Origin of the sequence: Campylobacter concisus, assembly GCF_902460665.1 — a bacterium.
Taxonomy (GTDB): Bacteria; Campylobacterota; Campylobacteria; order Campylobacterales; family Campylobacteraceae; genus Campylobacter_A; species Campylobacter_A concisus_AL.
This window is the reverse complement of sequence record NZ_CABPUR010000002.1, coordinates 367508-379443: the sequence shown is the minus strand read 5'-3', so window position 1 is coordinate 379443 and position 11936 is coordinate 367508. Positions and strand designations below refer to the sequence as shown.

Genomic DNA, 11936 nt, shown 5'->3' with positions numbered 1-11936 from the left:
TACTATTTTTTCTTAAATATATCTTTATTTTTAGGATTTTGTAAAAAGACTGAAACCGATTTTTTTGTGTGGTCCGCTTGCTTCTCTTTTGGCTTATGAATAGAAAAATTTACAAGGATCGGGCTATTTTCAACCAAAATTTGAACCACTGCACCGAGTGGAAAGGAGACCACAGAGGCAAAATTTTCACTACCAAATCCAGCCTCGAAGCTAAGCTCATCCTGCGTTAACTTCGCACTCTCAAGCGTGTAGCCACCAAGTGAAAACATAATGACTGGCATATTAAAGCTTCTACTTATCTCATCTGGTAAGCTTGGCTCAAAGCTAACTAGCGGTAAATTTGCCATAACTGAGAAATTTACCCCTTTTTCAAGCAAAAAATCAATGCACTCATAGACGTGCATTTTCATCAAAAGTGAAAATTTCTCATCATCTAAAATTTCGTCTAACATCTTAATCCTTTGAAATTTCTAAAAACTCATCTACTAGCTTTTTAACCTCGTTTATACCGATCTGCCAAAAATTTTTATCATCTATGTCAAAGCCAAATTTAGCCACAAGCTCCTTTGGACTAAGGCTGCCGCCAAGACTCAAAAACTTGGTGTAAATTTCAACGAAATTTTTGCATTTGCCGCTTTTATAAAGTCCAAAAAGTGCAAGTACAAGGAGCTGCGCGTAAGAGTAGGCGTAGCAGTAAAATGGCGTGTGGATGAAGTGCGGGATGTAGCTCCACCAAATTTTGTAGTAGTCATTTAGTGTGACGCTTTTGCCAAACATCTTTTTGCTCTCTCTTAGCCAAATTTTATTTAGCTCATCTAGGCTGATCTCGCCCTCATGTGCGTGCACGGCTCGCTCAAATGTGGTGAAATTTATCTGGCGATAAAGCGTGGCAAATATATCCTCGATCTTGCCAGCAAGCAGTGAAATTTTCTCTTTTTTGCTAAGGCTGTCTTTAATGTGATCAAAAACTAGCATCTCGCAAAAGACTGAAGCCGTCTCAGCCGTGGTTAGTGGCGTGTCCGAGTTTAAGTAGCTTACATTATAAGAGAGCTTTTGATGCACGGCATGGCCAAGCTCGTGAGCAAGCGTGAAAAGGTCTCTACGTTGGTTTGTGTGATTTAGCAAAACATAAGGGTGAGTGTCGCTTGATCCTGAGTGAGAAAACGCACCGCCTCGCTTGTTTGGCGCTGGATAAACGTCGATCCAACCGTTATTAAAGGCGCTTTTAGCTATATTGCCAAATTCGCTTGAGAAATTTGAAAATGCTTTTAAAACTATCTTTTTGCACTCATCAAATTTATACTCGCCCTCGCTGCTAAGAGGCGCGTATCTATCGTAGTCATAAAGCTTTTTAAGGCCTAAAATTTCTCTTTTACGCTCGTAAAATTTAGCAACTAGATCAAAATTTTTCTCAGTTACAGCAATGAGCGAATCAACGCTTTTTTTACTGATTTGATTTTCAAGGTGTCTTGGCTCTTCAGGAAGCTTGAAATTTCTAAGCTCGCAGCTTGTTTTTAGATCAGTTTTTATCATATTGTATATGTAGCCAAGAAGGTGCTGGTGCTTGCTAAGCTCGTTTGAGAGGCTTTTGGCGGCTAGTTTTCGCACGTTTTGGTCGTTATCATGAAGCTTGGCTAAAATTTCCTCTTCATTTAAAAGCTCACCTTTAAATTTAAACCTCATCTTGCTCATGCTCTCATCAAAAAGCCTCGAAAAGCCCTCAGCTCCAGTGCTAGCAGTGCGAAGTAGTACCCTCTCTTCAGCAACACTAAGTTGGTGCGGTTTTGCTTTGGCGAGGTTGCTTAGATAGTAGCCGTATTTTTTAGAGTTTTTTATGATCTCTTCTTGTTTTTTAGGGCTAAACTCATTAAATTTGATCTCAAAAAATATCAAATTTTCATTTGCTTTTGTCGCTATCTCATCGATCTTTGCATAAAATGCACCTTTGCTTGTATCTTTGGCAAAATTTAAAAAAGCGTAAGTCATTACTTTTGAAATTTTAGCGATTAAATTTTCATATTCGCCAAATGCCTTTAAAAACTCGTCTGTTTTTAAATTTTCATAATTTTCTAGGTATTTATCTTTAAATTTCTCGCACTCTTTTTGTAAATTTAGTGCGTTTTGCTCGCATTCTTTTTCGTTTGCAAAAAGTGCTTTTAGATCCCAAATTTGCATATTTATCCTTTAAATTTTTGGGACATTTTACAAAAAAATGGATAAAAGTAAAATTTCAGCCAAAATTTAGCTGAAATTTTATGAAGATTAGTTTGAAGTCTCTGAAGCTACTGCTGTAAAAAGCACATCTGATGAGCTATTTAGCGCAGTTTCAACTGAGTCTTGGATGACGCCAATGGTAAAACCAACTGTTACAAACTGCATTGCGATGTCATTACTGATACCAAAAAGACCGCACGCTAATGGCACTAGAAGCAAAGAGCCACCAGCCACGCCAGATGCGCCGCATGCACCAAGAGCTGAGATGAAACAAAGAAGTAGCGCATCGCCAAATGTAACTGTGATAGATGGGATAGAATTTACCGCAGTAAGTGCTAGGATACTAATGGTAACTGCCGCACCGCCCATGTTTATGGTAGCTCCAAGTGGGATCGAGATCGAGTAAAGCTCCTCTTTTAAACCAAGCTTTTTGCAAAGTGCCATATTTACAGGGATATTTGCAGCTGAGCTTCTTGTAAAAAATGCCGAAATAGCACTCTCTTTTAGGCAGATCATGACAAGCGGATAAGGATTTTTTCTGGTTAATACAAAAACCATGGCTGGATAGATGATAAATGCGACAACAAGCATTGCCCCAACAAGAACTAAAATTAGTTTTAGATATCCTGCAAGTACCTCAAATCCAGTTTCATGAATGCTAATAGCTACCATGCCAAAAATACCAAATGGAGCTAGTCTAATGATAAATTTAACAATATGAGTTACACCATCGCTTATGTCTTTAAATACTTTTTTGGTCTCAGCTGTGGAATTTCTAAGTGCTATACCGCTACCAACTGCCCAGGTGATGATGCCTATATAGTTGCCATTTGCAAGGGCGTTTATTGGATTTTCGACCATTTTATAAATGAGATCTTTTAAAACATTGGTAATTCCCTGAGGCGCTGACATATCAGCACTTGAAAGACCTTTTAAAGAAAGCTCCACTGGGAATAAGAAACTAGCAATAACTGCAACAACGGCTGCTAAAAATGTACCAATTAGATAGAGTGTAATGATCTTTTGCATACCTTTTGTATGACCAAAATCTCTTAAAATGATGGATGTCGCTACTAAAACAAAGACAAGAATTGGTGCGATAGCTTTTAAAGCACCTTTGAATAAATCGCCTAAAACTGAAGCTGAAGCTGCGATAGAATCGGCTGAACTAGCTTTTTCTTTGGCTTCATTTAGCTGCTTGGCTTCATCTTGACTAAGGCGAGTTTTTATAACTTCATCTACGCTCAAACCACTTTCGTTTTGAATAGTTTGAATTTTAGCCGAGATCTTGTTATAAGGAGCTGCTTCGTAGTGTGTGTAAAAGCCAACTAGGGCACCTAGGATGATACCAACTAAAATTTGAATTATCAAATTTCCATCGGCGTATCTTCTTGCTATGTTTTTAAGTATATTCATTTGACACCTTAATAAATTAGTTTTTTGTTGATTTTAGCTAAACAATTTTTAAATATAAAGAATTTGATAAAGATTAATTAGCCTTTTAAATAGATTTGTTACAATTGCACAAAATTTAGTCAAGAAAAAGGATGAAAATGTATCTATTTACCTCTGAAGTTGTAAGTCCAGGTCATCCAGATAAATGCGCTGATATAATCGCTGATAGCATAGTGGATACTATTTTAACACAAGATCCAAATGGTCGTGTCGCAAGCGAAGTCTTTGTGGCTGGAAAAAATATAGTAATAGGTGGAGAGATAAACTCAAAGGTAAAACTCTCTTTTAAAGATTACGAAAAGATCGTAAAAGATGCTCTTGCACATATCGGATATGATGGAAAGAGCAACTTTACAAAAGAGCAGTGCTTACACCCAGATGATATTGAGGTCAAAGTTTGTTTAAATCAACAAAGTCCAGATATAAATCAAGGCGTTGATCAAAGTAGTGGTGAGATCGGAGCGGGTGATCAAGGCATCATGTTTGGTTTTGCGAGCTGCGAAGCGAAAGAATTTATGCCAGCAGCCATAACTTACGCAAGAATGTTATGTGAAAAAGTCTATAAATTTGCTAAAGCAAACCCTGATAAGCTTGGTGTTGATATAAAAACACAAGTTACGATTGATTACGGTAGCAAAGATAATTTTGAAAACTGCAAACCTCAAAGTATCCACACTATCGTCGTCTCTGCGCCTTGCGTGGAGAGCATGAAGATAGAAGAGCTTCGCACACTAATTCAAAATTTAATAGACGAAACTGGTCTTCCAAAAGAACTGTATAATAAAGAAAAAACGATCATTTACATAAACCCAACAGGTAGATATGTAAATCACAGCTCACTTCATGATAGCGGTCTAACAGGCAGAAAACTAATCGTTGATAGCTTTGGCGGATATAGCCCAATAGGTGGTGGCGCTCAGTCAAGTAAGGACTACACAAAGGTTGATCGCAGTGGTCTTTACGCAGCGCGCTGGATAGCCAAAAATATCGTCGCAGCTGGCCTTGCTAAAAAATGTATCGTTCAGATAAGCTATGCTATCGGCGTTGCAAAGCCAACTTCAGTTAGTGTTGATACCATGGGAACTCATGCAAATGGCGTAAATGACGATATGCTTTCAAATTTTGTAAGCGAGCATTTCGCTCTAACGCCTCGCTGGATAACAAATAAATTTGGTCTTGATAAACCAAGCAAAGATACGTTTTTATACGCAAAAGTAGCTGCAAAAGGTCAAGTAGGAAATGCAAAATACCCTTGGGAAAAGCTTGATGCAGTTGATACCTTCAAGGCTTTACTAAAAAAATAATCATATCAAAGTGGTTTTATCTAAAAGCCACTTTGAATTTCTCTTTTTAAAACTCATCCCAAAATACTTTTTTAGGTTTTATGATCTCACTTTTTGAGCCATTTACGCTGTGATAGACCGTTTTATTGTATTTTGTGGCAAGGTGTTTTATAAGCAGCCTTTGAAGCACAGGTTCGCTACTTGGTATAAACCAGCCATTGTTTGTGATAGCTACAACCACGTCAAATTCGCCCTTGTAAAGCTCCTCTTTTGTCGCTTCATAGCAGATAGCATTTCTGATCTTTACTCCGTCTATCTCATAGTCGCTAAAATTTTCAGCCTTTTTAAAGTCACTAGCTCCGCCAAAAAATAGCTTATTTACTGCATCTTGCATAAATTTTGGCAAAGGAATTTCTTCGCCAAATGGCACTAAAAATTTCTTATCCATTCGCCTAAGATTGCCATCTTGAAACAAAAATGCAGAGTTATAAATTTGCTTATTTTCATAGGCAAGCGCGCCAGCTACGATGGTTATCTTTTTTGAAAGCTCTTTTAGCTCATCGACAAGCAGTGGCTCATTTGTCATAAATAGTGGAAATGCGCTCTCTGGTAGTACGATAAGGCGTTTTTGCTCGGCTATGGCGTTATTTATCATGTCTAAATTTTCATTTGTAAATTTCATGCGTAAGCTTTTATCCCAGCGCACCCTTTGAGCGATATCGGTGTTTATTAACTCCACGTCAAATGGCAAGGTTTTTGCCTCGCTACTTTTAAACTGTAAAGCGGCGATGAGGCAGATAAAAGTTGGGATAAATTTTAAAATTTTACCCTTTAGGCTTAAAAAAATGGCTGCTAAAAATATAAATATAAGCCCTCTTGTGCTTGGCTCAAAAGCGCCCAAAACAAGTGTTGCTTCAAGATTAAACCAGTTAAAGCCAAATGGATGAACGTAGCTTACTAAAAATAGTAAAACAGCTCTTAGCACGACAAAACTGGGAAAAGAAGCCACCCAAAACATAAATCCGTAAACAATGGCTACAAAGAGAATGACAAACGGTATAAGCCAAACAAGCTCATAGTAGATAAAACTAAAGCTGATCCAATAAAACCATAAAATTCCTGTGAAAAATCCAGCCACAAAAAAACCAGCTCTGTTTAAATTTATAATGATGTAAATTCCAGTCAAAGTTAGAAACGGTGAGATAAAATTTAAGAGCAAATTCTCGAAGAAACTTAAAAAAATAAAGTTAGAAAGCAAAAAAGCACCGACAAAGGCTTTTATTATAATTTTAGTGCTAAAATGCCCATTTAAAAATCTTACAAATAAGGAAATCCATGCAAAACGCTGATTTTTTAACATCATTACTACCTCTTGTTGTGCTTTTCGCCATATTTTACTTTTTGGTTATTAGACCTCAACAAAAACAACAAAAAGCCCATGCAGCAATGCTCGCAGCTCTTGATAAAGGTGATAAGATAATAACTAATGGCGGACTTATCTGCGAAGTGATTAAAGCCGAAAATGATTTTATCAAAGTTAAACTTAACGATGATGTAATCGTTCGCATAGCACGCGAGTTTGTAGCTAAAAAGATCGAAGATAAATAATGCGTAACGCAAGAGTCACATATAGGCTAATTATCTTAATATTAGCCTTGATTTTTGGTTTTGGCTTTTCGGTGCCATCTTTTTTTCAGACTCAAAATGGGGCTAAAATTTCACTTGGCCTTGATCTTCAAGGTGGCCTTCATATGCTACTTGGTGTTGAAACGAGCGAAGCTATCCACTCAAAAATAAAATCAATAGCTGGAAGTATAAATTATTATGCTAAAAAAGAAGATGTGTTAATTGATAAATTTAAGATTAAAGAAGAGAATATTGACTTTACTCTTCTTGATGGCGACGAAGCTCCAAAAGTAGATAAAGCACTAGCTGAGATAAAGGGGCTTGATATTAAAAAAGATGGTTTAAATTACAGCATATCTTTAACAGAGCAAGAAAGAACGGATACGATCGAATATGCGATCTCGCAAGCTGTTGAAACTATTAGAAATAGACTCGATCAGTTTGGTCTAGCTGAGCCAACTGTTGCCAGACAAGGCAAAGACAATATCCTAGTTGAGCTTCCTGGTATAAAGACTGAAGAGGATGAGCAAAGAGCAAGAGATCTTATCGCAAAGGCTGCTCACTTGCAGCTTATGGCAGTTGATGATAAAAGACAAGATCAGGCTAATACCATGAGCGAGGCAGAGGCTGAAAGCTATGGTGACGTGATCTTTAAAGATGCTAAAAATGACCGTGTAAAATATGTCGTTAAAAATATCCCAGTGCTTGACGGCTCGATGCTAACTGATGCAAAGGTTGCATTTTCTCAGCAAAATAACCTACCGATCATAAATTTCACTCTTAACTCAGAAGGCGCTAGAATTTTTGGTGATTTTACTGGTGCAAATGTCGGAAAAAGGCTTGCCATCGTGCTTGACGGTAAGGTTTATTCAGCTCCAGTTATAAATGAAAGAATAGGTGGCGGTAGCGGTCAGATCAGCGGTGGCTTTACTCTTGATGAGGCTCACGACGTAGCGATCGCGCTTAGAAGTGGCGCACTTTTAGCCCCTGTTAAGATGCTAGAAAAAAGAAGCGTTGGCCCATCTTTAGGACAAGAGAGCATCAATCAAAGTATGGTAGCGCTTGCTGCTGGATCTATCTTAGTCGTGTTATTTATGCTAGTTTATTATGGAATTTCTGGAATTTTTGCAAATATCGCACTAGTTGCAGACGTCGTTATATTAGTTGCTGTCATGGCGCTTTTTGGAGCGACGCTTACTTTGCCAGGTATGGCTGGTATCGTGCTAACGATTGGTATGGCGGTCGATGCAAATGTCATTATAAACGAACGTATTCGCGAGCTTTTACGTGAAGGTGTAGCGATAAGAACAGCTGTGCAAAAGGGTTATGAGCACGCTATGAGCGCAATTATCGACTCAAATTTAACTACTATCATCACAGTTGCGGTGCTTTACGCTTATGGCACTGGCCCAGTTAAAGGCTTTGCAGTAACAATGGCAATAGGTATCATGGCTTCGATGCTAACAGCTATACTTGGCACCCATGGTATGTTTGATGCTACTATGGATAAGATAGAAAAAAGCGGAAATACCAGACTTTGGTTTGGTTATAAAAGGAGCTAGGGATGCAAATTTTTACTAAGGCAAAAGTTTATGATTTTATGCGGTTTAGATTTGTGTCACTCGCACTTTCTATATTTTTATTTGTTGGTTCGATCTTTTTACTTGCAACAAAGGGTCTAAACTACGGCATCGATTTTTCTGGTGGTACGCTTATACAGTTAAAATACGACACCAAAGCGCCACTTGATAAAATTCGCGACGCTTTTGGCACAAATGAAGTGCTTAAAAATGCCTCTGTTACTGAGTTTGGAAGTGAAGATGAGGCTGTTATTAGATTTTCAGGATCAAGCTCAAATTTAACTGGTGACATCGGCACTGAGATAAAGCAAATTTTAAAAGATACTGGAAATTTTGAAGTAAGACGTGTTGATATCGTTGGTCCAAAGGTTGGTGACGAGCTTAGAGAAAAAGGTCTAATGGCTCTTGGAATTTCACTAATTGGCATATTGATCTATATCACATTTAGATTTGAGTGGAGATTTGCGCTTGCTGCGATCGCAACTGAAATTCACGATATAGTCATAACCGTCGGTGCTATTTCACTATTTAATATTGATGTAAATTTGGATACGCTAGCTGCCGTTTTAACGGTGCTTGGCTACTCTCTAAATGATACGATTATTATCTTTGATAGGATCAGAGAAGGTATCAAAGAGAGCAAGCGAACTGATATCGAAGGCGTTATCAACGAGTCAGTTTCTGCTACGCTTTCAAGAACTATCTTAACTTCAGCCACTACGATGATGACAGTTCTTGTATTATTTTTATTTGGTGGAGATATGATACATGGATTTTCATTTATTCTTATCGTTGGTATTGTCATAGGAACGATCAGTTCAATCTACATCTCTTCGCCGTTTCTTATCTGGTTTAAATTTAGCATTGAGCATTTTAGAAGTAGAGAGACTGAAAAGCAAAAGATAAAAAAAGAGCGCGAAAAAGAGCGTGCTATGTTTGAGAAAGGCGTTGTGTAAGGAGGGATAATGAACTGGGGAAAAGTTATCTACATATTTTTTGCATTGATGAGTCTTACGACTACGGCAGAATTTTTATATGATAAAAACGAGATTGCACTCTTTGTGGCGGCTAGTATAAATTTGGTTTCAACGCTACTTAAGATCGGTGTTAAAAATTTACTCTCTGCTGAGCTTTTTGCAAGCTCGCTGGTTGCTGATTTACACCTTATACCAGCTTTTGTTATTTTGCAAGTCTCTGAAAATATAACACTTAGCTATTCACTAGCTATTGGCGCAGTCATTGCAAATATATTTTCACTAGCCTTGGTTTTAATAGAATCAAGTAAAGCTCAAGAAGAATTTTAGGAGAAAAAATGGCTGAAAAGAGAAAATATGAGCCTTTAAAGATAGAAAAAAAATGGCAAGAAATTTGGGATAAAAATGAAGAATTTGAACCAAAAGACGATCTAAGCTTGCCAAAAAAATATATCCTAAGTATGTTTCCGTATCCAAGCGGACGCATACACATGGGGCATGTGAGAAACTACTCTATCGGCGATGCGCTGGCTAGATCATATAGAAAAAGCGGTTTTAACGTGCTTCATCCTATCGGCTTTGATAGCTTTGGTATGCCAGCTGAAAACGCAGCCATAAAACATAAAATTCACCCTAAAATTTGGACTTACGAAAACATCGACTATATGAAAAAGGAGCTTGCAAGCCTTGGCTTTTCATTCTCTAAAAAGAGAATTTTAGCCACATCTGACCCGCTTTACACAAAGTGGGAGCAAAGCTTTTTTATAAAGATGTTTGAAAAAGGGCTTGTTTATAGAAAAAATGCCATCGTAAACTGGTGTGAGTACGATCAAACCGTGCTTGCAAACGAGCAGGTTGAAGACGGAAAATGCTGGAGATGCGGTAATGATGTTGTGCAAAAAGAGCTTCCAGGATACTACTTCAACATCACAAAATACGCTAGCGAGCTACTTGAAGATCTAAAACTTCTTGAAGGTAAATGGCCAAATCAAGTCATCACAATGCAAGAAAACTGGATCGGCAGAAGCTATGGCTTGGAGTTTAAATTTAGCCTTGATGAGGCTTCAAAAGAGACTTTAGGTGGTAAATTTGACGGCTTTGAGGTATTTACAACAAGACCTGATACGATTTATGGCGTTAGCTACACAGCTCTTGCGCCTGAGCATCCTATTGTAAAAGCATTGCTTGTGAGTGATAAAATCGATGAAAGCAAAAAGACAAAGATAAAAACAATCCTAAATCAAAGCCCAAGAGAGCGTCAAGCGAGCGAAAAAGATGGAGAATTTTTAGGAATTTACGTCGTTCACCCACTCACAAATGAAAAGATCCCAGTTTGGGTTGCAAATTTCATCCTAGCTGACTATGGTCGTGGCGCTATCATGGCTGTTCCTGCACATGACCAAAGAGACTTCGAGTTTGCAAGTAAATTTAATCTACCTATAAAACCAGTCGTAAAGCCACTTGAGGGCGAGAGTGACGGCTCTAAAGCATACTCTGAGTATGGAATTTCTATAAATTCTGAGCTTATAAACGGCCTTAGCTCAGAGGATGCCAAAAGCTTTATAATAGAGAAATTTGAAAAAGATGGTCTTGGCAAAAGGATCACAAACTACAAGCTAAGAGACTGGGGAATTTCTCGCCAAAGATACTGGGGTGCGCCGATACCAGTAGTGCACTGCAAATGTTGCGGCGTAGTGCCTGAAAAAGAGGAAAATTTACCTATCGCGCTACCTGAAGATGTAAAGATCACAGGCGAGGGCAATCCTTTGGACAAACATCCAACTTGGAAATTTACAAAGTGTCCAAAATGCGGCCAAGACGCTATCAGAGAGACTGATACTATGGATACATTCGTAGAGAGTAGCTGGTATTTTGCTAGATTTGCAAGTGATGAGAAGAGTTGGGAGCAAAAAGCACTTGATGAAAAGAGCGTGAATTATTGGATGAACGTAGATCAGTATATCGGCGGTATCGAGCATGCGATCTTGCACCTTTTATACGCTAGATTTTTCCAAAAGGTCTTAAGAGACCTTGGCTATCTAAGAGACGATGAGCCGTTTGAAAATTTACTAACTCAAGGCATGGTTTTAAAAGATGGCAAAAAGATGAGTAAAAGCAAGGGCAACGTCGTAGATCCTGATGATATCATAAATAGATACGGCGCTGATACAGCAAGGCTCTTTATCCTTTTTGCTGCTCCTCCTCAAAAAGAGCTTGAGTGGAACGATAGTGCAGTTGAGGGTGCATTTAGGTTTTTAAATAGGCTTTGGGAGAAGGCACAAACTATCAAAAAGATAGATAAATTGCCTGAGATAGATCACGAAAGCTTAAATAAAGATGAGAAATTTGCAAGGCTAAAAATTTATGAAGCGCTTAAAAAATCAACCGAGGTTTTTGGCGATACATTTGCTTTTAATACACTAATTGCTGCTTGCATGGAGGCACTAAATGCCATAAATGCGCAGGATAATGAGAATGTAAATGCTGAGGGCTTTTTCATCATCTTAAATTTACTAGAGCCTATCGTGCCACATATCGCAAATGAGCTTAGCGAAGAGCTTTTTGGCAGAAAAAATTTCACAAAGATAGCTGTAAAAGAAGAGGTCTTTGTAAAAGATAGCATCGCTCTTGCAGTTACAGTCAATGGCAAAAAAAGGGCTGAGTTTGAAGTGACAGCAAGCGAGAGCGAGAGTGAAATTTTAAAACAAGCTAAGCAAAACGTAGCTAAGTGGCTTGAGGGAAAAGAAATTTTAAAAGAGATTTATATAAAAGGCAAATTAGTAAATTTTGTCATTAAAGGATAA

At 38.0% G+C, this 11936-nt stretch carries 10 protein-coding genes; 6 read left to right on the top strand and 4 right to left on the bottom strand.

Annotated elements, in window-relative coordinates; all coding sequences use genetic code 11:
- Window positions 1–2: 2 nt before the first annotated feature.
- The 3 genes from F3G66_RS05225 to sstT form a co-directional block, all read right to left on the bottom strand.
- Window positions 3–452 carry a hypothetical protein gene (locus tag F3G66_RS05225; protein WP_103589476.1) on the bottom strand — a complete coding sequence of 150 codons (450 nt, stop codon included), beginning with the start codon at window positions 450–452 and terminating at the stop codon, window positions 3–5.
- A gap of 1 nt (window position 453) precedes the next feature.
- Window positions 454–2175 carry a M3 family oligoendopeptidase gene (locus F3G66_RS05220; protein ID WP_149707381.1) on the bottom strand — a complete coding sequence of 574 codons (1722 nt, stop codon included), beginning with the start codon at window positions 2173–2175 and terminating at the stop codon, window positions 454–456.
- Between the two features lie 87 nt (window positions 2176–2262).
- Window positions 2263–3630, bottom strand: a complete 1368-nt coding sequence (gene sstT / locus F3G66_RS05215; protein WP_149707380.1) for a serine/threonine transporter SstT — start codon at window positions 3628–3630, stop codon at window positions 2263–2265.
- A 137-nt stretch (window positions 3631–3767) separates the two neighbouring features.
- Between sstT and metK the strand changes: the two genes are divergently transcribed.
- A complete protein-coding gene (metK, locus tag F3G66_RS05210; protein ID WP_149707379.1) occupies window positions 3768–4973 on the top strand; it encodes a methionine adenosyltransferase in 1206 nt (401 codons plus the stop codon).
- A gap of 46 nt (window positions 4974–5019) precedes the next feature.
- On the opposite strand, the gene F3G66_RS05205 is transcribed toward metK, so the two are convergent.
- The gene (locus F3G66_RS05205) at window positions 5020–6312 is read right to left on the bottom strand and encodes an apolipoprotein N-acyltransferase (protein ID WP_188115831.1); all 1293 of its coding nucleotides are present in this window, start codon (window positions 6310–6312) and stop codon (window positions 5020–5022) included.
- Here F3G66_RS05205 and yajC point away from each other — a divergent pair.
- From yajC to leuS, 5 genes are read left to right on the top strand one after another with little or no spacing between them, the layout of a single operon-like run.
- Window positions 6288–6560 carry a preprotein translocase subunit YajC gene (gene yajC / locus F3G66_RS05200; protein WP_021090619.1) on the top strand — a complete coding sequence of 91 codons (273 nt, stop codon included), beginning with the start codon at window positions 6288–6290 and terminating at the stop codon, window positions 6558–6560. The two genes, F3G66_RS05205 and yajC, sit on opposite strands and share 25 nt — an antisense overlap.
- Entirely contained in the window at window positions 6560–8140 is a 1581-nt protein-coding gene (secD, locus tag F3G66_RS05195) for a protein translocase subunit SecD (RefSeq protein WP_149707377.1), read from the top strand. The genes yajC and secD overlap by 1 nt, the downstream gene beginning before the upstream one ends.
- Window positions 8141–8142: 2 nt before the next feature.
- Window positions 8143–9114 (top strand): protein translocase subunit SecF, encoded by a 972-nt coding sequence (secF, locus tag F3G66_RS05190; protein ID WP_149707376.1) that lies wholly within the window; start codon window positions 8143–8145, stop codon window positions 9112–9114.
- A gap of 9 nt (window positions 9115–9123) precedes the next feature.
- On the top strand, window positions 9124–9462 hold the full coding sequence (locus F3G66_RS05185) for a DUF6394 family protein (protein ID WP_021090699.1): 339 nt from the start codon (window positions 9124–9126) through the stop codon (window positions 9460–9462).
- Window positions 9463–9470: 8 nt separating this feature from the next.
- Window positions 9471–11936 (top strand): leucine--tRNA ligase, encoded by a 2466-nt coding sequence (gene leuS, locus F3G66_RS05180; protein ID WP_149707375.1) that lies wholly within the window; start codon window positions 9471–9473, stop codon window positions 11934–11936.

Bases quoted from the DNA above. Each gene is read 5' to 3' on its own strand.
- F3G66_RS05225 (WP_103589476.1), bottom strand. From the start codon at position 452: ATGTTAGACGAAATTTTAGATGATGAGAAATTTTCACTTTTGATGAAA.
- F3G66_RS05220 (WP_149707381.1), bottom strand. From the start codon at position 2,175: ATGCAAATTTGGGATCTAAAAGCACTTTTTGCAAACGAAAAAGAATGC.
- sstT (WP_149707380.1), bottom strand. From the start codon at position 3,630: ATGAATATACTTAAAAACATAGCAAGAAGATACGCCGATGGAAATTTG.
- metK (WP_149707379.1), top strand. From the start codon at position 3,768: ATGTATCTATTTACCTCTGAAGTTGTAAGTCCAGGTCATCCAGATAAA.
- yajC (WP_021090619.1), top strand. From the start codon at position 6,288: ATGCAAAACGCTGATTTTTTAACATCATTACTACCTCTTGTTGTGCTT.
- F3G66_RS05205 (WP_188115831.1), bottom strand. From the start codon at position 6,312: ATGTTAAAAAATCAGCGTTTTGCATGGATTTCCTTATTTGTAAGATTT.
- secD (WP_149707377.1), top strand. From the start codon at position 6,560: ATGCGTAACGCAAGAGTCACATATAGGCTAATTATCTTAATATTAGCC.
- secF (WP_149707376.1), top strand. From the start codon at position 8,143: ATGCAAATTTTTACTAAGGCAAAAGTTTATGATTTTATGCGGTTTAGA.
- F3G66_RS05185 (WP_021090699.1), top strand. From the start codon at position 9,124: ATGAACTGGGGAAAAGTTATCTACATATTTTTTGCATTGATGAGTCTT.
- leuS (WP_149707375.1), top strand. From the start codon at position 9,471: ATGGCTGAAAAGAGAAAATATGAGCCTTTAAAGATAGAAAAAAAATGG.